This is a genomic window from Comamonas fluminis (genome assembly GCF_019186805.1).
Taxonomy (GTDB): domain Bacteria; phylum Pseudomonadota; class Gammaproteobacteria; order Burkholderiales; family Burkholderiaceae_C; genus Comamonas; species Comamonas fluminis.
This window is the reverse complement of the sequence record NZ_CP066783.1, coordinates 3,313,156-3,338,178: the sequence shown is the minus strand read 5'-3', so window position 1 is coordinate 3,338,178 and position 25,023 is coordinate 3,313,156. Positions and strand designations below refer to the sequence as shown.

Genomic DNA, 25,023 nt, shown 5'->3' with positions numbered 1-25,023 from the left:
TGAGGTGGCTATCGGTGGGTGCAGCGTTCAGGCTTTGCGTTGTGTGATGCGGGCGTGCAGCTCTGCAATGCCCAGGCTCAGCTGCCTGAGTTCATCGGGGCTGAGGGCTGCGCTGCTGGGGTCAATCACCAGCTCCAGACCGGTGGCAATGTGCATATGGGTTTTGACCAGGACAGAGCCGGGCTGCGGTCCGCGCAGCGGCTGCTCGGGTGCCGTTTGCTGGGCCAGCAGTTCTCGGATGCGGTCGAGCGACAGCCCGCTGGCACTCCACTTCTTGATGCTGGCAAGCTGGCTCAGGTGCGCATCGCCATAGCGTGCGGCGCGGGTTTCACCTTCCGGTCTGTCCAGCAGGCCGATCTGCACGTAATAGCGCACCGTGCGTATGGGCAGATCGACTTGGGTGCACAGCTCTTGCAGTGTGAAGGAGGACATTGCGACAGTAATTAATACACTAATGATGTATTTATAAATGTCTCAATGAAAAAATGCAAAGGAAATATGGATAGGCGCGTGGCTGGTGCGGGCACTGCAACGCAGCCCTGAAACGCAAAACGCCCTGAGAGATCTCAGGGCGTTGAAGGCAGATGGGGTCAGTCTTGCTGAGGCGGCATCAGCTGGGCAGCCGGTACAGCGTGCCATTGAACTCCACTTCGGCCGACTGGTGCAGCACATCCAGCTGGCTCAGAATCAGCTCGCGCACAGGGGCCGTCACAGCGCTCAGCCCCAGTGTGCGGGCCACGGCGCCGGGCAGCTCCTCGCGCTGGCCGCCCAGGCTTGACTGCAGCGTCTGCTTGATGGCCTGGCGAATCTCTGCGGGCGGCAGGCAATCCGGGCGGCGCAGATTGGCCGAACTGACGGCTGAGCGATCCCGCACGCGCACGGCGCGGCCGGGCAGGTCCAGAAAGTCGGCTTCTGCGGTAATGGCGCCATCGGCCAGCAGCGACTGGCGGGCAGCATCCAGCGCCTCGCGCACGCGGCTGCCTGCGCGTTGCAGGCCCCACAGGGTGCGCATGCGCGTGGTCAGCTCGTCGGCGTGAATCGGGCCTTCCTGCTCCACCACCTGCAGCACCAGTTGCGCCAGTCGTGAGGTAGGCAGGCTGTGCAGTTCCTGCGCGGGCACTTCAAAGCGCGCCTCGGTATAGATGGACGCATGGGCGGCTTCGTTGGCTGGCTGCTGGCGGCTGGCCGGGTCTTGCGCAGGATCTGCGCGTTCTATGACTTCGATAGCGGCTGGCGCTGCAGGAACCTGGGCTTGCGGCAGATTGGACTCAATGTTTTGCCGGGCGCGCTGCACGGCAGCCAGCACTTTTTCGGTCTCTGCTCGTGGCTGGCGAAACCAGTCGCAGCCCCAGATGCGGTGCAACTGCCAGCCATGGCTTTCCAGCACCGACTGGCGCAGGCGATCGCGGTCGCGGGCAGATCGTGTGTGGTGATAGCTGGCTCCATCGCATTCGATGCCCAGCAGATAGCGGCCCGGCTGTTCGGGGTCCACCACGGCCAAATCGATGAAGAAACCGGCAATGCCGATTTGCGTCTCAACCTTCAGGCCCAGCTCCGTGAGCTTCTCGGTCAGCGCTTGGTATACATCTTCTTCCAGCGGAGACTCCAGATCGCGCCCGCTGATGCCCGCCACGGCCAGATTGCCGGTGGCCGCGTAGTTGAGGAAGACCTTGAGCGCAGCCACGCCCTTGCCCTTGCCGCGTTCCAGATCAATATCGTCTGCCGTGATGGACGAGAACACCTCGCAGCGCTGCTTGGCACGCGAGATCAGCACGTTCAGGCGGCGCTCGCCACCATCGGCGCTGACGGGGCCAAAGCGCATGGGCAGATAGCCCTGGGCATTGCGCGCATAGGCCACCGAGATAAAGATCACATCGCGCTCGTCGCCCTGCACGTTTTCCAGGTTCTTGATGAAGAAGGGTTCGTTGGCGTGGGCAACAAAGAAAGACTCGGCCTCGGGCTGCTGGCGGCGCAGCAGTTCCAGCTCATCCTGAATGGCGACTTTTTGCTGCAGCGAAAACGCGGCCACGCCAAGACTGAGCTGCGGCGTTTGCAGTGCGTGGGCCATGATGGCGTTGGCAATGGTCTGGGCTTCCAGGCGGTTGATGCGCGTGCCGCCGCTGTCAAAGCGGCCCTCGGGCAGATGGTGAAAGCGCAGACCCATGCCCGCGCGGGCCGTGTAGGGGCTGGGCACGATGAACAGGCTGCTGCTGTAGAACTGCTGGTTGGACACCGCAATCAGCGACTGGTGGCGGCTGCGGTAATGCCAGCGCAGCATGAGCTGGGGCATGCCCTTGGCCAGGCACAGGCTCAGAATGCTTTCCACATCGGCAGCGCCGGCGATCAGTTGATCTTCGTCCTCGTCGTCATACTCATCCTGTTCGCTGGTCATGCGCGAGAAAAAGCGCGTAGGCGGCAACTGGCGGTCATCACCCACCACCACCAGCTGCTTGCAGCGGGCGATGGCGCCCAGCGCATCCACCGGTTCGATCTGGCTGGCCTCATCAATCACCAGCAGGTCGAACTCGACAGCGCCGGGCTCCAGAAACTGCGCCACCGAAAGCGGGCTCATCATGAACACGGGCTTGATGGCCTGCACAGCCTCGCCCGCCAGCTTGAACAGCTTGCGCAGCGGCATATGGCCGCGTTTGCGGGCAATCTCGCCATTGAGCACGCCAAGCGGCCCAATGCCAGACGCCGTGCGCGGTACCTGCTCATAATGCGATAGCGCAGACTGGGCGCGGGCCAGCTCAATGCGCTCAATATCCAGCGCGCGAAACTGGCGCACCTTCTGGCTGTGCTGGTCGCCGTTGAAACCCACCAGCTCAGGGTGGGTTTGCGTGGCCTGGCGCAGCAGGGCTTCGTAATAGGCGCGCTCAAAACTGGCGGGCAGATCGTTCAGCGCAATGGCGTCCCGCTCCAGCTGCTGCACCAAAGGGCCGAGCCCAGAGGCCCGGGCCTGCTCGCGCGTGGCGTGGTATTGCGTCCAGTCCAGCAGGGCGGCGGGCTGGGCCATCCACTGGGCAAGGCGCTCGGCAAAGACTTCAAAAGAGATAGCGGCTAGCGCAGTCTCACCAAAGGCCTCCTCAGTGCTGAACTGGTAATTGGCAAGCACGGCTTGCGCAGCCTGCTCAAATTTCTGCAGCGATTCTTGGGCTTTGGCGGCCAGTTCTGCACAGTGCGCAGGCGATGGCAGCTGGGCATAGAGCTGGCGAAAGGCCTCGCTGCGGCCCTTGCCGTCAGGCCCGGCCATCCAGCCCAGCACGGCTTGCAGCTGGCTCCAGTCGCTTTGCTCGCCCTGCCACAGCTGGCCAAAGGCGGCCAGTCCGTCGGCGTTTTGCTGGGTCAGCGTCTGGCGCAGGCTCTGGGCCTGCATCAGCGCATCCAGCCACTGAATACGCTCCCCCTTGGTTTTGGGCAGCGCTTCCTTGAGGTGGGCCTTGGCGCTGGCAATGGCCTGGCGGTAGCTGCCGTTGAAGATGCGAAACAGCGAATCGCCATGCGCGGCAATGCTTTGGCGGGCGCTGTTCCAGTCCTGCGCCCAGGCCGATTCGGCAAAGCGGCTGCGCAGGCCTTGCGCCTGCTGGTTGAACTGATAGCCGGTGTCCACCAGCTTTTGCAGCTGGCTCAGACCATGGTTCCAGATCACGCTGACGACGGATTGGCGATCCACCGAGGGAGCCAGTGCCAGTTGCCGCGCCAGTGCAATCTGCGCTTGCAGACTTTGACTGTTTTTCGCCGCAGGCCCATTCAGTGACTGCGCAAGCCGCTGCGAATCTTGTAGCGCTTGCTGCAGCAAACTCTGCAGGGCAGGCAGTTGCTGGGCAAAGCGTTCGGCATCCAGCTTGAGCAGGGCAGGGTGGCACACGCCGCGCCACGGGTGCTGGGCCACTGGCGTGACTTTGGTGGCGGCCTGGCGCAGCGCCTGCACGGTTTGCTGGCGGGTGTGAAAGTCGGTGGGCGACCATTCCTGGCCGCCTTGCAGCAGATCGGGCAGATGGGCAATCTGTACCGCATCAAGCTGGGCCAGATGGCCCAGCACCTGGTACGGCGTCAGCCCGCAGGGCGTCAGCGGCGCATGCATGGTGTCGCTGTGTGCGTTGAGCTGCTGCTGCACGCTGCTCAGCTCGTTGATGATCTGGTCGCGGTGCTCCACACGGGGCTTGCCCAGGTCGCGTGTGGCCTTGAGCTCTTCGAGCACCTTACGTTTGTTGGTGTGGTGGCTGTGCAGCTCCAGACAGGCGGGGCCCAGGCCCACGGCTTTGAGGCGGCGGTTCACCACCTCCAGCGCCGCCATTTTTTCGGAGATGAACAGCACCTTTTTGCCATCGGCAATGGCGGCGGCAATGACGTTGGTGATGGTTTGCGACTTGCCAGTACCCGGAGGGCCTTGAATGACCAGGTTTTCGCCACGGCGCACGGCTTCGATGGCAAGAGACTGCGAGCTGTCCGCATCCACCACATGCCGCTGGCTGACCACGGGTATCAGGGCATCGACATCGGCATCTTCGGGAAAGATTTCGTCGCGGGCTTCAAAGCCGTCCTGCAGCGCGGCAGCTATCAGCGCCTGCTGGTCCAGCCGCTTTTCTGCAGGCCAGGTGCTGGCGTCCAGATCACGGTACATCAGGAATTTGGCAAAGCTGAAAAAGCCCAGCGTCATGGCATCGGGCAGCACTTGCCAGCCCGGCTGGGCGGCGGCCATGGTGGCGACCTCGGCCAGATAGGCGGCGGGGTCAAAGTCGTCTCCGGCCTTGAACTCGGGCAGTTCCAGCCCGAAGTCGGCCTTGAGCTTGGCGGCCAGCGAGAGGTTTTCGGCCGCATCTTCCTGCAGCCAGGACAGGGTGAAGCGCTCGGCAGCGCTTTTGCGCTCCAGCGCCACGGGCAGCAAAATCAGTGGCGCAAAGCGCGGCTTGTCGGGGGCATTGCGGTCAAACCACTGCAAATGGCCCAGCGCCAGAAACAGAATGTTGACGCCTTGCTCTTCCACAAAAGTGCGGGCGTCGGAATACATGTCCAGCAGGCGGCGCTGCAGTTTTTCGCTGGTCAGGCGCGTCTGCAGTTTCAGGTCGCGGTGGCGCTGCGCCACGCCACGTTCATCACGCGGCTCATCTTCTGCATCGGGCTGGGGCAGGGCGGGGGCTTGCGCTTCGGTGTTGACCGGCTCGGCTTCATCGACCTTGCTGGGCACAAAGCTCATGGCCTTGCTTTCAGCGACCAGCAGGCGATAGACCTCGGGCGTCAGTTCATCGGCAAAGTGCAGCAGCTTGGCCGTGGCGGCCTGCGGCAGGCTCAGCAGCCGGTTGCGCGTGGACAGGTCCAGCAGGCTCTGGCGGCTTTTTTCCAGCTGGCGGGCGATGGGCGTTGAAGCGGCGGGAGAAGACGTTGGCGCAGCTGCTTCAAGGCCGTCGTTGGCTGCGCTTGGATTCTCGTTGGCGGACATGGATTTCCCAGATCAATCAGTTGGTGCTGACTGTACTGGGAAATACCGCTTGCCATCAGTTCTGGCCGGGTTTGGCAGGTAACAAGCCTGCTGCGCGCAGCTTGTCTTTTTTGCTGGGACGGCGGCCCTTGATGCCGCCGTTTCCGTCCTGGGCAACGGGCGGTGGTGGCACTTCTTCGGTGGGCTCGAACCCTGCAATTTGCTCTTGCGCGATGTCTAGCTGGTTGCGCTTGCAGATCAAATTCCAGTGCGCAGTCTCTGCAGGTGTTACAAAAGTGATAGCTGCACCCGTATGTCCAGCGCGGCCTGTGCGGCCAATTCTATGAATATAGTCGGCAGGCGAGCGGGGCAGGTCGTAGTTGACCACGGTGGGCAGCTGCGCAATGTCGATGCCGCGTGCGGCCAGGTCAGTGGTGATGAGCAGCTGCCAGCGCTTGGCTTTGAACTGATCGAGCACATCTTTGCGCGCGCCCTGGCTCATGTCGCCATGGAAGGTGGTGGCATAGATGCCTGCCTTGTACAGCTTGTCGGCCAGCATTTCGGCGGTGTGGCGCTTGGCCACAAAGACCAGGGCGCGTTCCCATTCGGGCTGGCCTTCACCGTTTTTGACCAACTGTCGCAGCAGCTGGGTGCGGCGTGTGCTGTCCACACCAATGGCACGCTGGCTGATGTTTTCGGGGCTGGCCGAGTGTTCGGATGCCGCATCTGCATCGACTTGCACACGCACGGGGTCTTGCAGCAACTGGCTGGCCAGTGCTTCCACGTTCTGCGGGAAGGTGGCAGAGAACAGCAGGGTCTGGCGCTTGGCGGGCAGCAGGGCCAGCACGCGGTTGAGTTCCTCGGCAAAGCCCTGGTCCAGCAGGCGGTCGGCTTCATCCAGCACCAGATGCTGCACATGGCCCAGTCGCACGGCGTTGTTGTCCACCAGGTCCAGCAGGCGGCCGGGCGTAGCCACCAGAAAGTCTGCGCTGCCGCGCAGCTGCATCATCTGCGGGTTGATGGAGACACCGCCGTACACGACGCGGCTGCGGGGCTGGTCGTGCAGCTTGCGGGTGAGGTCGCTCAGGCTTTCATGCACTTGCTGGGCCAGCTCGCGTGTGGGCACCAGAATCAAGGTGGAAAGAGGGCGCACAAAACCGGTGTGGCTGCGCTTTTGTGCCATCCATTGCTGCAGCAGCGGCATGAGATAAGCCATGGTCTTGCCCGAGCCCGTGGGGGCGCAGGCCCAGAGATCACGCCCGGCCAGTGCGGCGGGAATGGACTGGGACTGGATGGGCGTGGCGTCGTGCAGGCCCAGGTCCAGGGCAGCATTCAAAAGCTCGGCGCGCAGGCCTAGGGGGGCAAAAGACATAGAAATCAACGTGGGCTCAAAAGCGGTGCAGGAGGCGCATTGTGCGGGAATTGCCGCTTCGCAGCATATTGCAGGGACAAGCGCTGCCGCAGGCTACATTCGTGGCATAACGATCAAGGAGTACCAATCATGGCCCAGGCCACGCATCAAGCCATTGTTATCGAGCAATATGGCGCCCCCGATGTTATGCAGATTGCCACTGTCCCATCGCAGCCGCTGGCAGCCGGGCAGGTGCGCGTGCAGCACACGCGCATTGGTGTGAACTTTCACGATATCTATGTGCGCTCGGGCCTGTATAAGACGCTGGCGCTGCCGGGCACACCGGGAATCGAAGCGGTGGGCGTGGTGGCCGAAGTGGGCGAGGGCGTGAGCCGTTTCAAGCAGGGTGACCGGGTTTGCTATGTCTCGGCAGCCTATGGCATTTATGCGGCAGAGCGCGTGATTGTCGCGGACGAGCTGATAGCCGTGCCTGATGATTTGAGTGATGCGCTGGTCGCGTCCAGCCTGCTGCGCGGGCTGACGGCCGATGTGCTGCTGCACCGCGTGGCGCAGGTGGGCCAGGGTTCGCGCATTCTGGTGCAGGCTGCGGGCGGCGGCATGGGCCAGATTCTGAGCCAGTGGGCCACGCAGCTGGGCGCGATGGTGATTGGCACCGCGGGCAGCGATGCCACGGCGAATAAGGCCGATCAATGTGGCTGTGTGGAGGTGATTCGCTACCGCGGCGAGGGCAAGCAGGATGTGGCCGCGCGCGTGATGGAGATCACCCACGGCGAGGGCGTGGATGTAGCTTATGACGGTGTGGGCAAGGACAGCTTTGATGGTTCGCTGGCCAGCCTCACGTTTGGCGGCCAGTTGGTGATGTACGGCCAGTCTTCTGGGCCTGTCGCACCGCTGGAGATTCCGCGCCTGGCTGCACGCTCGAACAGCGTGAGCCGACCCATGGTGTTTCATTTCGTGAAGAAAGCCAAGGAGCGCGATGCCATGGCCGCCCGAGTATTTGAAGCGCTGCGCAAAAAACATTTCCGCATGGCCGAGCCGCAGGAGTTTGCGCTGGCCGATGCAGCGGGTGCTCACCGCCAACTGGAGGCACAGGGCGCAGTACAGCCGATTTTGCTGGTGCCTTGAGATAGACGATCGGCTATCAAGATAGGAGCTGATGGCGCTTTATGTGTATTGGTTATTTGATGAAACAATGCTGAAACTGAATATCAACAAGCGCCAGTAGCTTCTGTTTTGAGAGTGGTTTTTAAAGAGCCAAGACAAAGAAAAAGCCCGCAGACTTTGCAATCTGCGGGCTTTTTGCCTTCATCAGACCCGGCAAGCCGGGCCTGAGAGCAGCCATTAACGCTGAGCGATAGGCTTGACGTCGCGGGCAGCGGCGCCGGTGTACAGCTGGCGAGGACGGCCAATCTTGTACTCGGGGTCAGCCATTTGTTCGTTGAGCTGAGCGATCCAGCCCACGGTGCGGGCCAGAGCGAAGATGCCGGTGAACAGCTTGAGGGGGATGCCGATAGCGCGCTGAACGATGCCGGAGTAGAAGTCCCCGTTGGGGTACAGCTTGCGGGAAACGAAGTAGTCGTCTTCCAGAGCAATCTTCTCCAGCTTCTTGGCCAGTGCGAACAGGGGATCGTTTTCCAGACCCAGTTCGGACAGGATTTCGTTGCAGGTTTCCTGCATCAGCTTGGCGCGGGGGTCGTAGTTCTTGTACACGCGGTGGCCAAAGCCCATCAGCTTCACGCCGCTGGTCTTGTCCTTGACTTGTTCCATGAACTCGCCAACCTTCTCGATGCCGCCGTTAGCCTGGATGTTTTCCAGCATGTTCAGGCAAGCTTCGTTGGCGCCGCCGTGGGCAGGGCCCCACAGGCAGGCCACGCCAGCGGAGATCGCGGCGAAGGGGTTGGTGCCGGACGAACCGCACAGGCGCACGGTGGACGTCGAAGCGTTTTGCTCGTGGTCTGCGTGCAGGATGAAGATGCGGTCCAGAGCGCGCTCAACCACGGGGTTGACCTTGTACTCTTCGCAAGGGTTGCCGAACATCATGCGCATGAAGTTGCCTGCATACGACAGATCGTTCTTGGGGTACATGTAGGGCTGGCCCACACCGTACTTGTATGCCATGGCAACCAGCGTAGGCATCTTGGCGATCAGACGGATCGCGGCGATGTTGCGGTGCTCAGGGTTGGTGATGTCGGTGCTGTCGTGATAAAAGGCAGACATGCCGCCCACCAGACCAGTCAGCACAGCCATGGGGTGTGCATCACGGCGGAAGCCACGCAGGAAGAACTGCATCTGCTCGTTCACCATGGTGTGCTGGGTCACGGTGTTTTCGAACTCAGCCTTCTGGGCTTCGTTAGGCAGCTCTCCGTACAGCAGCAGGTAGCAGGTTTCCAGGAAGTTGCAGTTCTTGGCCAGTTGTTCGATGGGGTAGCCGCGGTACAGCAGCTCGCCCTTGTCGCCATCGATATAGGTGATGGCGGATTGGCAGGCAGCAGTAGAGAGGAAGCCCGGGTCATAGGTGAAACTGCCGGATTGACCGTACAGCTTGCGGATGTCGATCACATCGGGGCCAATGGTGCCCTGATAAACCGGCAATTCGACGCTAGGTGCGCCATTGCTGAAAGACAGCGTTGCTTTGTTGTCAGCGAGTTTCATTTCCAAACTTCCTTCTCTAGTTTGCCTAGCCTACTGGGCAGTGCCGCCAGGTTGGCGCTTGCGCACCATCTCCAGCACTTCCCTGACTTCTTGGGTATCGAGTTGTCCTTCGGGATCCTTGCGACGCAAGAAAAGATCCATCAGGTCGTTGTCTGCCAGATCCATCAAGGCAGACATGCCAGCCGCGTGTCTCCGCGTGAGCTGGCTTCCGTAGGTGGCGAAGAACTGCTCGATGAACAGATCGTTTTCAACCAGGCCACGGCGGCAGCGCCACCGCAGCAGGTCGCGCTCACGTTCTTCAAGCAGGGTATTCGTCATCAGCATCAGACGGTTCTACGAACCATCAATTCCTTGATCTTGCCAATGGCTGCAGTGGGGTTCAGGTGCTTGGGGCACACGTCCACGCAGTTCATGATGGTGTGGCAACGGAAGAGGCGGTACGGATCTTCCAGGTTATCAAGGCGTTCGCCCGTAGCGGTGTCGCGGCTGTCCGCGATGAAGCGGTAAGCCTGCAGCAGACCGGCCGGGCCCACGAACTTGTCGGGGTTCCACCAGAACGATGGGCAGCTGGTCGAGCAGCTGGCGCACAGAATGCACTCGTACAGGCCGTTGAGCTCTTCGCGCTCTTCGGGAGACTGCAGGCGCTCCTTGCTGGGCGATGCGTACACATCGCTTTGCAGGTAAGGCTTGATCGAGTGGTACTGCTTGAAGAACTGGGTCATGTCCACGATCAGGTCGCGGATCACGGGCAGACCGGGCAGGGGCTTGAGAACGATGTCGCCCTTGAGGGTGTTCATGTTCGTCAGGCAGGCCAGGCCGTTCTTGCCGTTGATGTTCATGGCGTCAGAGCCGCACACGCCTTCGCGGCAGGAGCGACGGAAGGCGATGGAGGGGTCCATGGCCTTGAGCTTGACCAGTGCATCCAGCAGCATGCGTTCGTGGCCGTCCAGCTCTACTTGCACGGTTTGCATGTAGGGCTTGGTGTCCACATCGGGATCGTAGCGGTAGATTTTGAATGTGCGCTTCATTTTGATCTTTTCTCGTGGGCTGCTGGATTAGAACGTACGAACCTTGGGAGGAACGCTGGCAACGGTCAGGGGCTTGAGGTTCACAGGCTTGTAAGACAGGCTGTTGGTGGCGCTGTCCCACAGGGTGTGCTTGAGCCATTCCTTGTCGTTGCGGCCCAGCGGGAATTCGGCGTGGTCGGCAGGGTGCTCGTAGTCGTACACGGTGTGTGCGCCACGGCATTCCTTACGGGCTGCAGCCGAGGTCATGGTGGCCTGTGCCACTTCGATCAGGTTGTCCACTTCCAGGGCTTCCATACGTGCGGTGTTCCACACCATGGACTTGTCCTTCAGGGTCACGGAGCCGACCTTGTCGCGGATAGCGTTGATCTTGGTCACGCCTTCGTCCATGGACTTTTGCGTACGGAACACGCCAGCGTGCGTTTGCATGCTTTGACGGATTTCGCCAGCGACGTCCTGGGCGTAAGTGCCTTCCTTGGAGTCTTGCAGCTGGTTGAGGCGGGCCAGAGTACGGTCAGCGCCGTCAGCAGGCACTTCGTGGTGAGCGCCGAAGCCGTTGACGAATTCGACGATGTGCTTGCCAGCAGACTTGCCGAAGACCAGCAGGTCCAGCAGCGAGTTGGTGCCCAGGCGGTTGGCGCCGTGCACGGACACGCAGGAGCATTCGCCCACAGCGTACAGACCGTTGACGACCTGGTTGGATTCGCCGTTCCAGGTGACAACCTGGCCGTTGATGTTGGTGGGGATACCGCCCATCTGGTAGTGGATGGTAGGAACCACGGGGATGGGTTCCTTGGTGATGTCCACGTTGGCGAAGTTGTGACCGATTTCTTCCACGGAAGGCAGACGCTTGCGGATGGTTTCGGCACCCAGGTGGTCCAGCTTCATCAGGATGTAGTCCTTGTTGGGACCGCAGCCGCGACCTTCCTTGATTTCCTGGTCCATGGAGCGGGACACGAAGTCGCGCGGAGCCAAGTCCTTCAGCGTAGGAGCGTAACGCTCCATGAAGCGCTCGCCTTCGCTATTCAAAAGGATAGCGCCTTCACCACGGCAGCCTTCGGTCAGCAGCACGCCAGCACCGGCCACGCCAGTGGGGTGGAACTGCCAGAATTCCATGTCCTGCAGAGGAATGCCAGCGCGCGCTGCCATGCCCAGGCCGTCGCCGGTGTTGATGAAGGCGTTGGTGGAAGCCTGGAAGATACGGCCAGCACCGCCGGTAGCCAGCAGCACAGCCTTGGCGTGCAGCTCGTACAGGTCGCCGGTTTCCAGCTCGATCGCGGTCACGCCCACCACATCACCCTGGGTGTTGCGGATCAGGTCCAGAGCCATCCATTCCACGAAGAAGTTGGTCTTGGACTTGACGTTTTGCTGGTACAGCGTGTGCAGCATGGCGTGGCCGGTACGGTCAGCGGCAGCGCAGGCGCGTTGCACAGGCTTTTCACCGTAGTTGGCAGTGTGGCCACCGAAGGGACGCTGGTAGATGGTGCCGTCGGCATTGCGGTCGAAAGGCATGCCGAAGTGTTCGAGTTCGATCACGACGTTCGGTGCTTCACGGCACATGAACTCGATGGCGTCCTGGTCGCCCAGCCAGTCAGAGCCCTTGATAGTGTCGTAGAAGTGGTAGTGCCAGTTGTCGTCCGACATATTGCCCAGCGAAGCGGACACGCCACCTTGGGCAGCCACAGTGTGCGAACGTGTGGGGAAAACCTTGGACAGGGACGCGACCGACAGACCGGCACGCGACAGTTCCAGCGCAGCGCGCAGGCCGGAGCCGCCGGCACCGACGATGACGACGTCAAACTTGCGCTTGGTGATATTTGCTTTGGTGTAGCTCATTCTTAACCTTCAATCGTGGAGACTGTGTCTCGATCAGAGACGCCACAGAACCTGGATGCCCCAGCCGATGCAACCGACCAGCCAGACAATGGTGATGACTTGCAGGGTGAGACGCAGGCCCACGGGCTTGACGTAGTCCATCCAGATGTCACGCACGCCGATCCAGGCATGCCAGCCCAGAGCCACGAACAGGGCCAGGGTCAGAAATTTCATCCATTGGGGGGCAAAGATGCCAGCCCACATTTCGTAGCCCACAGGGCCACCCATCAAAAAGCGCACCAGCAGAACAACGGTGAACAGAGCCATCAGGACGGCTGTGGAGCGTTGAGCCAGAAAGTCGCGAGTGCCATAGTGCGCGCCGACGACGGTGCGCTTGGAGCCGTAATTCACGGACATGGTTTTTCCTTATCGTGAGGTGTTATTGATGGCTGCTGATCAGAACAGGCCGAACAGCTTGGCACCCAGCACCACGGTCAGTGCAACGCTGATGACCAGCACGGTCACAGCAGTGGACTTGCCGGTCTGCTTGTTCACGGCGTGATGGTTCACGTCCATGATCAGGTGGCGGACGCCAGCGCAGAAGTGGTGCAGATAAGCCCAGATCAGAGCCAGGCACACGAGCTTGGCAAACCAGCCAAATTGGCCTGCGAATACCGCGGTAAAGGACTCAAACGAAATTTCCGACGACACCGACTTGTCGAACATCCAGATGATGAACGGCAGCAGGAGCGCCATCAGCAGGCCGCTGACGCGGTGCAGGATGGACACAATGCCTGCCAGGGGCAGGCGATAGGTCGGAAGATCCGAAAAGAAGTTGATATTGCGGAACTCTGGCCGCTGTTTGGCTTTTTGCTCTGTCATGGCAGGGTACTTTCGTGGATGTAACTGCGTTGTAATCGCTAGTGCGAAGCGACACAAAATTCTATTGCAATGCAGCAGAATCCGTTAGCCGAATTTGCATAGCGTTGATTGGGCATTGGCGCAATCAACGCTTTTCCGGAGGGATTCAGTTCAAATCATTGCGGTAATGATGGGTGTCGGTCCGGTACAGACCGCGTCGTAACTCCATGGGAACATCGTTGTATGTGTAGGCCGTGCGCTCAACACTGAGCAGGGGTGTGGTGCTGGGAATGCTCAGCAACTGTGCCTGTTCAGTGTCGGGAAGCACGGCGCGAATTTTTTCGTCGGCACGCACCATGCGCACGCCATAGTCCAGCTCGAACATGGCGTAGGTGGGGCCCTGGTAGTTGGACATCTGCTCTGCAGTCAGGCCCTTGAAGGCGTGACCGGGCAGCCAGATGTCTTCCAAAATAGTCGGGATTGCTGCAAAAGACAGGGTGCGGCGCACATGCATGACGGCGTCGCCCGTGCGCAGCGCCAGTGCGCGGGCCACTTCGGCGGGCGCACGCAGGCGGCGGCACTCCAGAATATGGCGCTCTGCGCGACCTTCGCGCTGCAGGTCACCGGCATCAGGGTGCAGTTTCAAAAAACGGTACTGGACTTGCTGCGCGGCGTGAGTGGCTACAAACGTGCCTTTGCCCTGGCGGCGCATGACCAGATTTTCGGCGGCCAGCTCATCGATGGCCTTGCGAACTGTGCCCTGGCTGACCTTGAAGCGGCCAGCCAGTTCCATTTCACTGGGAATCAGCTCTCCAGGGCGCCATTCCCCAGCTTCCAGACTTTGCAGGATAAGGCCTTTGATCTGTTGGTACAGAGGGCTGAAGGCGGGGGTGGATACGCCAGTACCGCCAGCAGAAGTGGCGTTGGTGTCTGGGGCTGTGTTGTGAAGGGTCGGCATAGTTGTATTTGAGAGATTCGCCTCCGCGATGCAATGCGCAAAACAGGCTGCTTTGATGAGCTCGGCCTAGTGTGGATCATATCTTATATAAGACATAAGACAAATTGACCGGGCTTTGATTTCAGCAGTACACTTGCAGCCATGTTTGAGGAGCTTGGGTAACTGGTGATTACGCTGGTGCAACCTGGCGCCCATGACATCCAACTTTTTTCCAATATTGGAGTTTCACCATGAGCAAGAAGCCCGTCCGTGTCGCCGTTACCGGCGCAGCTGGCCAAATCGGTTACGCCCTGTTGTTCCGCATCGCCTCTGGCGAAATGCTGGGTAAAGATCAACCCGTTATTCTGCAACTGCTGGAAATCCCCGACGAAAAGGCTCAAAACGCTCTGAAGGGCGTGATCATGGAGCTGGAAGACTGCGCCTTCCCTCTGCTGGCTGGCATCGAAGCCCACGCCGACCCCATGACCGCCTTCAAGGACACCGACTACGCTCTGCTGGTTGGCGCCCGTCCTCGCGGCCCAGGCATGGAACGTGCTGACCTGCTGGCTGCCAACGCCCAGATTTTCACCGCTCAGGGCAAGGCTCTGAACGCTGTGGCTTCGCGCAATGTCAAGGTTCTGGTGGTGGGTAACCCTGCCAACACCAACGCTTACATCGCCATGAAGTCGGCTCCTGATCTGCCCGCCAAGAACTTCACCGCCATGCTGCGCCTGGACCACAACCGCGCTGCTTCCCAGCTGGCTGCCAAGGCCAACTTCGCCGTGGGCGACATCAAGCACCTGACCGTGTGGGGCAACCACTCGCCTACCATGTACGCTGACTACCGTTTCGCTACGGTGGACGGCAAGTCGGTCAAGGAAATGATCAACGACCAAGTGTGGAACAAGGACGTGTTCCTGCCCACCGTGGGCAAGCGCGGCGCTGCCATCATCGCTGCCCGTGGTCTGTCCTCGGCTGCTTCGGCTGCCAACGCTGCCATCGACCACATGCGCGACTGGGCCCTGGGCTCCAACGGCGAATGGGTCACCATGGGCGTGCCTTCCAACGGCGAATACGGCATTCCTGCTGGCATCGTGTTTGGCTTCCCTGTCACCACAGCTAACGGCGAATACAAGATCGTCGAAGGTCTGGAAATCGACGCTTTCTCGCAAGAATGCATCGACAAGACCCTGGCTGAGCTGCAAGGCGAGCAAGACGGCGTCAAGCACCTGCTGTAAGTAGCGCCTATGCAAGACTGGAACCCCGCGCTGTATCTGCGCTTTGCCAATGAGCGCACGCGCCCGGCCGCAGAGTTGCTGGCGCGGGTGCCAGCCTTGCAACCGGCCCGAAGCCTCCACATCGTGGATCTGGGCTGCGGGCCGGGCAACTCCACCGAACTGCTGGTGGAGCGTTTCCCGGATGCCGATGTACTCGGCATAGATAACTCCGAAGCCATGCTGGAGACTGCACGCAAGCAGCTGCCACAGGCCAGGTTCGAGGCCGCTGACATTGCCTCCTGGGCACCTGCTGAAGGTGAACCAGCGCCTGATTTGATTTATGCCAATGCCTCCATCCAGTGGGTGGGCGAGCATGAGGCCCTGATTCCACGTCTGCTTTCGCTGCTGGCGCCCGGTGGCGTGCTGGCGATTCAGATGCCTGACAACCGTCAGGAAGCAACGCACCGAAACATGCGCGAAGTCGCGCGTCTGCCTGAGTTCGCTCCGTACATTGGCGATGCAGACAAGGTGCGCACTGAAATCCTCTCGATAGGCGCCTATTACGATTTATTGGCGGCGCCCGAGCGCAGCGCAGCCAGCGTGGATGTGTGGCACACCGTCTACCAGCATCCCATGGATTCAGCGGCTGCGATTGTGCAGTGGCTGCGCGGCACGGGCCTCAAACCCTTTGTCGAAGGCCTGCCTGCTGAACTGCAGGCCGACTATCTGAGCCAATACCAGAGCCGCATTGATGCGGCTTACCCCGAGCGGGCAGACGGTAAACGTCTGCTGGCTTTTCCTCGACTTTTCTTGGTGGCGCAGCGCAAGTCATGACGACTCAATTGGTTCATCCCGCTACGGTTTTGCTGGACGCGCAAGGCGGTGCCCTGCGTCTGCCTGTATGCGATCACTACAGCGGCGTGGAAGTGCGCATGCGCAAAAGCCTGCAACTGCAGGCTGAGATGATGGCCGAGTTCGGCACCTGCGTGTTTGACGTCACCCTCGACTGCGAAGATGGCGCCCCCGTGGGTCGTGAAGCCGAGCACGCCCGCCTGGTGGTGGAGCTGGCCAATGCCGCTGCGCCCGGCGCCCGTGTCGCGGCCCGCGTGCATGCGGTGGACCATGCCCACTTTCAGGCCGATATGGACATCATCGCTGGCGGCGCTGCCGACAAGCTTTGCCACATCATGATTCCCAAGGTGGAGTCGGTGGACGATGTCATCTTTGCCGAAAAAGCCCTGCAGCGCGCTACAGACAAGCGCGTGCCGCTACATGTTTTGATTGAATCGCCTGCGGCTGTGCAGCAGGCTTTCTCCATTGCAGCGCACCCCGCAGTGCAAAGCATCTCGTTTGGGCTGATGGACTTTGTGTCTGCCCACGGCGGCGCCATTCCCGCATCGGCCATGACAGCGCAAGGCCAGTTCGAGCACCCTCTGGTTGTGCGTGCCAAGCTGGAGATCGCTGCGGCCTGCCATGCCCACGGCAAAGTGCCATCGCACTGCGTGGTGACAGAATTCAAGAATCCTCAGGCTTTGGAGGCTTGCGCGCAAAAAGCTGCGCGTGAACTGGGCTACACACGCATGTGGAGCATCCATCCTGACCAGATTCGCCCCATCCTGCGTGCATTTGCGCCCGCAGAAGACGAAGTTAAGCAGGCGGCACAAATTCTTACCGCTGCAGCGGTGCAGAATTGGGCCCCCATCAGTTTTGATGGTGTACTACACGATCGTGCCAGCTACCGCTATTTTTGGCAGTTGCTTGAGCGCGCTCACCAGACGGGGCAGGCCTTGCCGGTTGACGTTCAACCCTGGTTTGCCCCGGATTCAACCCATTGAACTCATAACAAGTCTGCAGGAGCCATTCCTATGAAGACCCTTATCGCTACTTTGATGCTTGCAGCCCCGCTGCTGGTCGTTGGTCAATCCGCTGTGGCTGAAACCGCCACCAAGGCCAAAGCCACTGCCGCCAAGAAGGCGGCCGCCAAGCCTGCTGCCAAAAAGGCCACTACCAAGAAGGGTGCCAAGGCCGCTGCTGCGGCAACTGCCGGTGCGGGCGCCGCTGCTGTGGCCGCCGGTCCTGCTTCCAATCAGCTGAGCCCTGAAGATCTGGCCGTTTCCGAACGCGTGTTCAAGGGCCGTATCCCTTGCGAGCTGGGCGCTTACGTGAATGTGACCCCTGACTCGGCCAACCCCGGCTACTTCATCGTGGACGGCCGTGGCTTCAAGTACCACATGTCGCCCGTCAAGACTTCCACCGGCACCGTCCGTCTGGAAGACAAGGCCGCCGGCGCGGTCTGGCTGCAGATTGCCAACAAGTCGATGCTGATGAACCAGAAGGCGGGTCAACGTCTGGCGGATGAGTGCATGGCCCCTGAACAACAGCAAGTGGCTGAAGCCATTCGCAAGAACCCACCTCCTAGCCTGCTGGGTAACAACTGATCCAGCAAGGCTGAGGGATGCTGCTGCCTCGCACTCGGCAGCATCCCTGTAATTCGCGCCTGAACGCGCAGCCTTTTTTAAAAAACCATTGGAGAGAACCCATGTTGAAAGCCTACCGTGACCATGTGGCAGAACGCGCCGCACTGGGCATCCCCCCGCTGCCTCTGGATGCCAAGCAAGTCGCAGAGCTGATCGAGCTGATCAAGAACCCGCCCGCTGGCGAAGACGCGTTTCTGCTGGATCTGCTGACCCACCGCGTGCCGCCCGGAGTGGACGATGCCGCCAAGGTCAAGGCTTCCTTCCTGGCTGCTGTCGCTCACGGCGACCTGAGCGTGGGCCTCATCTCCAAAGCCAAGGCTACCGAGCTGCTGGGCACCATGGTGGGCGGCTATAACGTCCACCCCCTGATCGAGCTGCTGGACGACGCTGAGGTCGCAGGCGTGGCCGCTGACGCGCTGAAGAAGACATTGCTGATGTTCGACTTCTTCAACGACGTGGCAGACAAGGCCAAGGCTGGCAACGCCAAGGCCAAGGAAGTGATGCAAAGCTGGGCCGATGCCGAGTGGTTCACTTCGCGTCCCAAGGTCGAAGAAAAGATCACCGTCACCGTCTTCAAGGTGCCCGGCGAAACCAACACCGACGACCTGTCGCCCGCTCCTGACGCCTGGAGCCGTCCCGACATCCCTCTGCACTACCTGGCCATGCTCAAGAACACGCGTCCTGACGCGGCGTTCAAGCCCGAAGAAGACGGCAAGCGCGGCCCCATGCAGTTCATCGACGACCTGAAGAAAAAGGGCAACCTCGTGGCCTACGTGGGCGACGTGGTGGGTACCGGTTCTTCGCGCAAGTCCGCGACCAACTCCATCATCTGGGCGACCGGCATGGACATCCCCTTTGTGCCTAACAAGCGCTTTGGTGGTGTGACGCTGGGCGGCAAGATCGCTCCCATCTTCTTCAACACCCAAGAAGACTCCGGCGCGCTGCCCATCGAAGTGGACGTGACCAAGCTGGAAATGGGCGACGTGATCGACGTCTACCCCTACGCTGGCAAGATCGAAAAGAACGGCGCCAAGATCGCTGACTTCCAGCTGAAGTCCGACGTGCTGCTGGACGAAGTGCAAGCCGGTGGCCGTATCAACCTGATCATCGGCCGCTCGCTGACTGCCAAGGCCCGCGAAGCCCTGGGTCTGCCCGCATCCAATGAATTCCGTCTGCCCCAGGCTCCTGCTGCTTCCAACGCAGGCTTCACGCTGGCCCAGAAGATGGTCGGCCGTGCGGTTGGCCTGCCTGAAGGCCAGGGCGTGCGCCCCGGTACTTACTGCGAGCCCCGCATGACCACCGTGGGTTCGCAAGACACCACCGGCCCCATGACCCGTGATGAGCTGAAGGACCTGGCTTGCCTGGGCTTCTCCGCCGACATGGTGATGCAGTCCTTCTGCCACACAGCCGCTTACCCCAAGCCTGTGGACGTGAAGACCCACCGCGAACTACCCAACTTCATCAGCAACCGCGGCGGCGTGGCCCTGCGTCCTGGTGACGGCGTGATCCACAGCTGGCTCAACCGCCTGCTGCTGCCCGATACCGTCGGTACCGGTGGCGACTCGCACACCCGTTTCCCTATCGGCATCTCCTTCCCCGCAGGCTCCGGTCTGGTGGCCTTCGGTGCTGCCACTGGCGTGATGCCTCTGGACATGCCCGAATCCATCCTGGTGCGCTTCAAGGGCGAAATGCAGCCCGGCGTGACCCTGCGCGATCTGGTGCACGCCATTCCGCTGTACGCCATCAAGCAAGGTCTGCTGACCGTGGCCAAGGCCGGCAAGATCAACGAATTCTCGGGTCGTATCCTGGAAATCGAAGGCCTGCCCAACCTGAAGGTCGAGCAAGCGTTTGAGCTGTCTGACGCCTCCGCCGAGCGTTCTGCCGCTGGTTGCACGATCAAGCTGAACCCCGAGCCGGTCAAGGAATACCTGACCTCGAACATCGTTCTGATGAAGAACATGATCGCCGACGGTTACGCTGACGCCAAGACGCTGCAGCGCCGTATCGAGAAGGTCGAAGCCTGGCTGGCCAAGCCCGATCTGCTGGAAGCCGACAAGAACGCCGAATACGCCCATGTCATCGAAATCGACATGAGCGAAATCGTCGAGCCTATCGTCTGCTGCCCCAACGACCCCGATGACGCCAAGACGCTGTCGGACGTGGCTGGCGCCAAGATTGATGAAGCCTTTATCGGCTCGTGCATGACCAACATCGGTCACTTCCGCGCCGCAGCCAAGCTGCTGGGCGGCAAGCGCGACATCCCCGTCAAGCTGTGGGTGGCTCCTCCCACCAAGATGGACCAGGACGAGCTGATCAAGGAAGGCCACTACGCTGCATTCGGCACTGCCGGTGCGCGTACCGAAATGCCCGGCTGCTCGCTGTGCATGGGCAACCAGGCGCAGGTGCGTGAAGGTGCGACCGTGATCTCCACGTCCACCCGTAACTTCCCCAACCGACTGGGCAAGAACACCAATGTGTATCTGGGCTCGGCCGAGCTGGCAGCCATCGCTTCGCGTCTGGGCTACCTGCCTTCCAAGGAAGAGTACCTGAAGGAAATGGGCGTGATCGATGCCGACAAGGCTTCCGTCTACCGCTACATGAACTTCAACGAAATCGCCGAATACGCGGAAGTCGCCGCCAAGGTGTAATGCCGCTCAGCAGGCCCGGTTGCAAAACCTGGTCCTGCCTGTGAAATGAAAAGCCCGTGCAGATATTGCACGGGCTTTTTTATTGGATGATTTTGATAGCTGCCAGCGCTTACCAGACAATGGGTTCAGGCATGTAAATTCTCTGAACCGGCCTGTCAGCGTAGGGGGCGTGCTATCAACTCTTCAAGCAGCTGCGTATATTGGGCAGTCACCGCCGGTGTTTCGGGCAAATAGCGACGAATCAGCTCGCGTTGCCGGTGGCGGTATGCATCGGCATTGGCGTCATGCTCGCGTATCGCCCGGCCCAGTTGCGCCGCCCCCTCGCTGACATCGTTATCGCGGTAGTAATAGCCCAGATCCGGGCACAGATGTGCGTTGTGCACCAGCGCATAGCCTTGCCAGCAAACCTCCAGATACAGATAGTTCAGCGGGTTCTCCCACTGGTGTGAAACCACGATATCTGTCTTCTCGGCCAGAAACTGCGGCGTGTCAAAGCGCCCCAGAAACACCGCCTTGTGCGCTTGCACAATATCAAGCTGGTTCATCAGCGCAATGAAATCCATATTCTTCTGCGCCATCTCCAGCGCATTGGTCACCTGCAGCAAAGCAATGGATTCTGGGTCGTTGCGATAGGCCTGCTCGGCAATCAGTGCTGGGTACAGGCAGAACTTCACCACATTGATATTGGGCTCCAGCACACTCAGTCGTCTGGCCTGCCCGGGGCGCGGCTGGTAAATGCCACCTGCAGGCAGCGCCGCGCTGCGCTGCTCGATAAAAACCGGGCTCCAGACAAACGGCACCGGCTTGGCGCTCTGGCGGCGCAGCACCTCGAAATACGAGCGGCTGATATGGTCCACCTGCGGCACCATCCAGATATCGTCATAGCGCTGATTGATAAACAGGTTTGCGCCCGCTCCGGGCCGGCCGAACATGATGCTTTCCATCATGTGCACATACTCAAACCCGCAGCAATACGAAACCAGTCTGGCACCACGCTGCTTCAGATAGCTTGTCTGCTCTGCGCTAATCTGGCCCCCCAGTTCAATCAGCACATCAAGCTGGTCCTTGGCCTGCTCGAAACTGCGGGTGGGCCAGCGCTTCAAATCCCAGGGCAGGGCGGCACTGACTTCTACCGCCGTAGTGTTCACCAGCGTTACCGAGGCAACATTCGGGCAATGCCGCAAGGCCTCGGCCAGAAACACTGCGTTTTGCTTGATGCCGTTGTTCCACAGCGTCTCGTTGGCGCTGTGCAGACCAATGGTGATGCCAATGCGTAAAAGTTCTTTGTTAGCCATGGCTTGAATGTAGACGCGGTGCGCCGCTTTGGTTCACTGGTTTTCGCGCGGAACGTAGCCAATCATCTGCCAACCATTCGGCTCAAACCGGAAAGTCACTTTTTCAAAGATCACGCTGCCGCTGGGCAGGCGTGTCGAAAAGTCGGCATTGGCATACAGGCCCTCAGGCAGATCACTGTTGGCGCCATGGCGAATGCGAATCACACCCGCCCAGGTGCGCAGGCTGATGGCGCCATACCGCGCACGTGCCTGTCGAATGCCTGAGATGAATTCGTCTTTCGACATCTTGGTCTTGACGAAGGCGGAGGTGCCCGTCCACAGCGATTCCATCTGGCTGGGGTCGCTTTGCGCACGGTCAATCGTCTGCAGCGCGCTGAAGCCGGCCGCAATGATCTCGTCAGCAGAGTCCTGACTCTGCGCCAGAACCAGCTGGGGCAAGCCCGCCACCAGTGCGCTGCACAGCATTAAAGGGAATCGTTGAAACATATTTACTCCTTGGAAGATTTTGAAAATGTAAATGAATTTGTAACTGTCATCAATAAGAAGAAGTTGTTTAACAATTTTGAATTTTATTGATACATATTTTAATAATATTTTTCATAAAACTCATTCTCATGGTAATTTTTTCGAGTAGTGATTTTTGATGGGTGTATTTCTTCTTTAGGTGGCGTGTTTTTGTAAGTCATTGATTTAATTGAAATTTATTTGATTTCATTCAATTTCGTATTTTGTAGGATAAATTCCTTTCCGGATAAAAGTTTGCTCCTACATTAGTTATCTAGTGAAGGCGTACCTTTACGTCTGATTTTGTCCTACAAGGGAATGTAACGTAAAAATATGTATCGATATATAAACGAGGCCAAATACCGAGAAGCTTTTTGTACCCAGCGTTGGGATTACAAAAAGTAAATATTTAAGTGAGTCTTGGGCACAAAAAAAGGCCCTGGCGTAAGCCAAAGGAATGGATATGAATCGCTCTTACCGCACGATCTGGAACGAAGCCCTGGGTGCATGGGTTGCTGTGTCCGAGATTCAATCGGCGCATGGTAAGCCTTCGCGATCAAGTGTGACGGCGGGGCGGAGTAGTGCGGGCTCGATGGTTGCTGGCAGTTCGTTCTCCGTTTTGGCGGTTGCCGCACAGATCGCGCTGGGGGCGCTGGTGTTGGCGGCGCCTGGGGGGGATGCACAGGCGCAATATGCCGCGGGTGGAAGCACCACGGGTGGGATGGGGACTGGCTCAATAGCGATCGGTGGTGGTTCTGCGGGAACTGCCGCCACCACAGGAGGTACGGCAAATTCAATCGCCATTGGCACAGGCGCTACTGTGTCCACGTCTACCGTTATGGGCGGGGGTATCGCAATAGGCAAGGATGCCCGGGTCACTAGCTCTACTAATAATGGCACCGGTATTGCGATTGGAGTCAGCTCCAGAAGCAGTGCCGATAGCGCTATTGCACTGGGGCAAGGTGCGACTGCCACTGGCAATTATTCAATGTCGGTGGGTAATAACTCTGCATCTGCGGGCTTGGTGGCAACTGCGATTAGTGATAACTCCAGAGCATATGGTGACTATACGGTTGCAATTGGTTACAAAGCTAATGCAGGTCAATCTGGAAACACCGCAGTGACTAATGCAACGGCAATTGGCTCCTACACCAATGCGCTGCAGGATGGTGCGACAGCCATGGGTGCGGGCGCCTATGCTGCATCAACGAACGCTCTGGCTTTAGGGCGCTCAGCAGCGGTGGGGGCGAACTCTGTGGGCGCCTCGGCTATCGGGGCTGGGGCGACCGTGGCGGCCAACGCCACTGGTGCTACGGCGATTGGTGTAGGTGCATCTGTCGCGGATGGTGCATCAGGTGCAATGGTGTTAGGTGCTGGTTCGGTTGCTTCAGCTGTTCAAAGCTTGGCCATTTCTGGCGGGAACTCGTCTGGTGCTAATGCCATTTCAGTGGGCGTTGGATCAAAAGCTCAGCAAGCAAATGCCATTGCTTTTGGTGCAGGTTCAATGGCTGCCGGTACTGATAGTTTGGCAATCGGTGCAGCAAACGCTTCCGGCGCTAATGCCATTGCAGTCGGACGTTTGGCTAATGCTGCGTCTGGTAGTACCGCGATTGGTCAAAATTCGAATGCGCAAGGCGCTTCTAGTACTGCAATTGGTGGGGCAAGTACTGGATCTTCGGCTTCCAACGCCATTGCACTCGGAAGTCAAGGCCTGGCCTCAGGTATTAATTCCATGGCATTTGGCGTAAGCAGCACTGCGAGTAATGCAAATGCTTTTGCCATCGGCGCAAACGCTGTCGCTGGTGGTCTCTCTTCAGTTGCAATGGGGCAAGGCGCCAAAGCCAACTCCTCATATGCGACGGCTATAGGTGCAGGAAGCCAGGCAGGTGGGGCATCTGCAATAGCATTGGGTACCAATGCATATACCAATGACCTGGGAACCGGGGCAAGCACTATTGCAATTGGTAAAGGTGCGCAGGCAACCATGCTGGGTGGATCTTCTGGTGTTACTGCTATTGCTATTGGTGAAAATGCAAATGCGGTTCATGCAGGTATTGCCATTGGATACAGTGCATTGGCACCGCAAAACGGAGCGGTTGCGATTGGCTGGAGTGCAAATACCTCTGGGTCTCAATCGGCAGTCGCAATTGGTGATCGCGCACAGGCGACAGGCAATAACGCCGTGGCGATTGGTGGCAATGCCGGTAATACCGGAACCATTTCTAATGGCGCAGGAGCTGTTGCACTGGGGGCTGGAGCCAATGCCAGTGGTAATGGTGCTATGGCTCTGGGGGGCTTTGGTGGCGCTGGGGCGGGTTCCAAGGCAAACGGTGTTGCGGCAGTTGCCATTGGTGCTGCGGCGATAGCCAATGCGGCTGGTGCGGTGGCCATTGGTGGTGATTCTGGTTTAACCGCCATTGCCAATGGCGCAAATGCTGTCGCTATCGGTACCTCATCCAATGCCTCCGCAGCATCTTCTTTTGCGCTTGGTGTAAAGGCTCAGACTAAGTCTACTGGCGATGTATCCATCGGTTTGGGCGCAGGGACTGGTGCGAACTCGTCAGGATCGAGTGTTTTCATCGGTACGAGTGCAGGGGATAGCTCTGGAGCTGCCCTTAGCAGTGCCAGTGTCGTTGCTATTGGCACCAATTCGGGTAAGCAAACTTCTGGCGACAACAATACAGCATTGGGCATAAATTCTGGTCAATACATTACAGGCAGGAACAATACGTCGATTGGCTTTGCTTCTGCCACCAATGTTCTGGGGGATAACAATGCGGCGTTGGGAACTGGGGCGGGTT

Annotated in this window: 18 protein-coding genes and 1 pseudogene; 7 read left to right on the top strand and 12 right to left on the bottom strand. The window is 59.6% G+C overall.

Going from position 1 to position 25,023, the window contains the following annotated elements:
* Positions 1–27: 27 nt before the first annotated feature.
* The 3 genes from JDW18_RS15460 to JDW18_RS15450 all read right to left on the bottom strand — a co-directional run bounded on the left by JDW18_RS15460 (position 28) and on the right by JDW18_RS15450 (position 6,791).
* Entirely contained in the window at positions 28–432 is a 405-nt protein-coding gene (locus tag JDW18_RS15460) for a MerR family transcriptional regulator (protein WP_218240282.1), read from the bottom strand.
* Between the two features lie 178 nt (positions 433–610).
* The gene (locus JDW18_RS15455; protein ID WP_218240281.1) at positions 611–5,440 is read right to left on the bottom strand and encodes a DUF3320 domain-containing protein; all 4,830 of its coding nucleotides are present in this window, start codon (positions 5,438–5,440) and stop codon (positions 611–613) included.
* Between the two features lie 55 nt (positions 5,441–5,495).
* On the bottom strand, positions 5,496–6,791 hold the full coding sequence (locus tag JDW18_RS15450) for a DEAD/DEAH box helicase (RefSeq protein ID WP_218240280.1): 1,296 nt from the start codon (positions 6,789–6,791) through the stop codon (positions 5,496–5,498).
* Positions 6,792–6,920: 129 nt separating this feature from the next.
* Here JDW18_RS15450 and JDW18_RS15445 point away from each other — a divergent pair, with 129 nt between their 5' ends.
* Complete coding sequence (locus JDW18_RS15445) at positions 6,921–7,916, top strand: quinone oxidoreductase family protein (protein ID WP_218240279.1); 996 nt, start codon at positions 6,921–6,923, stop codon at positions 7,914–7,916.
* A 216-nt stretch (positions 7,917–8,132) separates the two neighbouring features.
* Here the strand turns inward: JDW18_RS15445 and JDW18_RS15440 are convergent, their stop codons facing one another.
* The 7 genes from JDW18_RS15440 to JDW18_RS15410 form a co-directional block, all read right to left on the bottom strand.
* Positions 8,133–9,443: a citrate synthase gene (locus JDW18_RS15440; RefSeq protein ID WP_218240278.1), complete on the bottom strand. Its 1,311-nt coding sequence runs from the start codon at positions 9,441–9,443 to the stop codon at positions 8,133–8,135.
* 30 nt (positions 9,444–9,473) lie between these two features.
* Positions 9,474–9,767, bottom strand: a complete 294-nt coding sequence (locus JDW18_RS15435) for an FAD assembly factor SdhE (RefSeq protein ID WP_218240277.1) — start codon at positions 9,765–9,767, stop codon at positions 9,474–9,476.
* Positions 9,767–10,471 (bottom strand): succinate dehydrogenase iron-sulfur subunit, encoded by a 705-nt coding sequence (locus JDW18_RS15430; protein WP_218240276.1) that lies wholly within the window; start codon positions 10,469–10,471, stop codon positions 9,767–9,769. The genes JDW18_RS15435 and JDW18_RS15430 overlap by 1 nt, the downstream gene beginning before the upstream one ends.
* A gap of 27 nt (positions 10,472–10,498) precedes the next feature.
* Positions 10,499–12,304 (bottom strand): succinate dehydrogenase flavoprotein subunit, encoded by a 1,806-nt coding sequence (gene sdhA / locus JDW18_RS15425; protein WP_218240275.1) that lies wholly within the window; start codon positions 12,302–12,304, stop codon positions 10,499–10,501.
* 33 nt (positions 12,305–12,337) lie between these two features.
* Positions 12,338–12,700 (bottom strand): succinate dehydrogenase, hydrophobic membrane anchor protein, encoded by a 363-nt coding sequence (gene sdhD / locus JDW18_RS15420; protein WP_218240274.1) that lies wholly within the window; start codon positions 12,698–12,700, stop codon positions 12,338–12,340.
* Between the two features lie 39 nt (positions 12,701–12,739).
* Positions 12,740–13,165 carry a succinate dehydrogenase, cytochrome b556 subunit gene (gene sdhC, locus JDW18_RS15415; protein WP_218240273.1) on the bottom strand — a complete coding sequence of 142 codons (426 nt, stop codon included), beginning with the start codon at positions 13,163–13,165 and terminating at the stop codon, positions 12,740–12,742.
* Positions 13,166–13,310: 145 nt separating this feature from the next.
* Positions 13,311–14,102 carry a GntR family transcriptional regulator gene (locus JDW18_RS15410; protein ID WP_218240272.1) on the bottom strand — a complete coding sequence of 264 codons (792 nt, stop codon included), beginning with the start codon at positions 14,100–14,102 and terminating at the stop codon, positions 13,311–13,313.
* A gap of 230 nt (positions 14,103–14,332) precedes the next feature.
* Here JDW18_RS15410 and JDW18_RS15405 point away from each other — a divergent pair, with 230 nt between their 5' ends.
* The 5 genes from JDW18_RS15405 to acnB all read left to right on the top strand — a co-directional run bounded on the left by JDW18_RS15405 (position 14,333) and on the right by acnB (position 20,423).
* On the top strand, positions 14,333–15,319 hold the full coding sequence (locus JDW18_RS15405; protein WP_218240271.1) for a malate dehydrogenase: 987 nt from the start codon (positions 14,333–14,335) through the stop codon (positions 15,317–15,319).
* Positions 15,320–15,328: 9 nt separating this feature from the next.
* Positions 15,329–16,132, top strand: a complete 804-nt coding sequence (gene tam / locus JDW18_RS15400) for a trans-aconitate 2-methyltransferase (RefSeq protein WP_218240270.1) — start codon at positions 15,329–15,331, stop codon at positions 16,130–16,132.
* Positions 16,129–17,133 (top strand): HpcH/HpaI aldolase/citrate lyase family protein, encoded by a 1,005-nt coding sequence (locus tag JDW18_RS15395; RefSeq protein ID WP_218240269.1) that lies wholly within the window; start codon positions 16,129–16,131, stop codon positions 17,131–17,133. The genes tam and JDW18_RS15395 overlap by 4 nt, the downstream gene beginning before the upstream one ends.
* 30 nt (positions 17,134–17,163) lie before the next feature.
* Positions 17,164–17,736: a hypothetical protein gene (locus JDW18_RS15390; RefSeq protein WP_218240268.1), complete on the top strand. Its 573-nt coding sequence runs from the start codon at positions 17,164–17,166 to the stop codon at positions 17,734–17,736.
* 101 nt (positions 17,737–17,837) lie between these two features.
* Positions 17,838–20,423: a bifunctional aconitate hydratase 2/2-methylisocitrate dehydratase gene (acnB, locus tag JDW18_RS15385; protein ID WP_218240267.1), complete on the top strand. Its 2,586-nt coding sequence runs from the start codon at positions 17,838–17,840 to the stop codon at positions 20,421–20,423.
* 155 nt (positions 20,424–20,578) lie between these two features.
* On the opposite strand, the gene JDW18_RS15380 is transcribed toward acnB, so the two are convergent.
* Together JDW18_RS15380 and JDW18_RS15375 are read right to left on the bottom strand one after the other, a co-directional pair.
* The gene (locus JDW18_RS15380; protein WP_218240266.1) at positions 20,579–21,718 is read right to left on the bottom strand and encodes a DUF2827 domain-containing protein; all 1,140 of its coding nucleotides are present in this window, start codon (positions 21,716–21,718) and stop codon (positions 20,579–20,581) included.
* 33 nt (positions 21,719–21,751) lie between these two features.
* The gene (locus JDW18_RS15375) at positions 21,752–22,204 is read right to left on the bottom strand and encodes a DUF4019 domain-containing protein (RefSeq protein WP_218240265.1); all 453 of its coding nucleotides are present in this window, start codon (positions 22,202–22,204) and stop codon (positions 21,752–21,754) included.
* A 475-nt stretch (positions 22,205–22,679) separates the two neighbouring features.
* Between JDW18_RS15375 and JDW18_RS22855 the strand changes: the two are divergent.
* A pseudogene (locus JDW18_RS22855) lies at positions 22,680–24,683 on the top strand (YadA family autotransporter adhesin); the annotation flags it as partial.
* Positions 24,684–25,023: the final 340 nt, after the last annotated feature.

Bases quoted from the DNA above. Each gene is read 5' to 3' on its own strand.
- JDW18_RS15460 (WP_218240282.1), bottom strand. From the start codon at position 432: ATGTCCTCCTTCACACTGCAAGAGCTGTGCACCCAAGTCGATCTGCCC.
- JDW18_RS15455 (WP_218240281.1), bottom strand. From the start codon at position 5,440: ATGTCCGCCAACGAGAATCCAAGCGCAGCCAACGACGGCCTTGAAGCA.
- JDW18_RS15450 (WP_218240280.1), bottom strand. From the start codon at position 6,791: ATGTCTTTTGCCCCCCTAGGCCTGCGCGCCGAGCTTTTGAATGCTGCC.
- JDW18_RS15445 (WP_218240279.1), top strand. From the start codon at position 6,921: ATGGCCCAGGCCACGCATCAAGCCATTGTTATCGAGCAATATGGCGCC.
- JDW18_RS15440 (WP_218240278.1), bottom strand. From the start codon at position 9,443: ATGAAACTCGCTGACAACAAAGCAACGCTGTCTTTCAGCAATGGCGCA.
- JDW18_RS15435 (WP_218240277.1), bottom strand. From the start codon at position 9,767: ATGCTGATGACGAATACCCTGCTTGAAGAACGTGAGCGCGACCTGCTG.
- JDW18_RS15430 (WP_218240276.1), bottom strand. From the start codon at position 10,471: ATGAAGCGCACATTCAAAATCTACCGCTACGATCCCGATGTGGACACC.
- sdhA (WP_218240275.1), bottom strand. From the start codon at position 12,304: ATGAGCTACACCAAAGCAAATATCACCAAGCGCAAGTTTGACGTCGTC.
- sdhD (WP_218240274.1), bottom strand. From the start codon at position 12,700: ATGTCCGTGAATTACGGCTCCAAGCGCACCGTCGTCGGCGCGCACTAT.
- sdhC (WP_218240273.1), bottom strand. From the start codon at position 13,165: ATGACAGAGCAAAAAGCCAAACAGCGGCCAGAGTTCCGCAATATCAAC.
- JDW18_RS15410 (WP_218240272.1), bottom strand. From the start codon at position 14,102: ATGCCGACCCTTCACAACACAGCCCCAGACACCAACGCCACTTCTGCT.
- JDW18_RS15405 (WP_218240271.1), top strand. From the start codon at position 14,333: ATGAGCAAGAAGCCCGTCCGTGTCGCCGTTACCGGCGCAGCTGGCCAA.
- tam (WP_218240270.1), top strand. From the start codon at position 15,329: ATGCAAGACTGGAACCCCGCGCTGTATCTGCGCTTTGCCAATGAGCGC.
- JDW18_RS15395 (WP_218240269.1), top strand. From the start codon at position 16,129: ATGACGACTCAATTGGTTCATCCCGCTACGGTTTTGCTGGACGCGCAA.
- JDW18_RS15390 (WP_218240268.1), top strand. From the start codon at position 17,164: ATGAAGACCCTTATCGCTACTTTGATGCTTGCAGCCCCGCTGCTGGTC.
- acnB (WP_218240267.1), top strand. From the start codon at position 17,838: ATGTTGAAAGCCTACCGTGACCATGTGGCAGAACGCGCCGCACTGGGC.
- JDW18_RS15380 (WP_218240266.1), bottom strand. From the start codon at position 21,718: ATGGCTAACAAAGAACTTTTACGCATTGGCATCACCATTGGTCTGCAC.
- JDW18_RS15375 (WP_218240265.1), bottom strand. From the start codon at position 22,204: ATGTTTCAACGATTCCCTTTAATGCTGTGCAGCGCACTGGTGGCGGGC.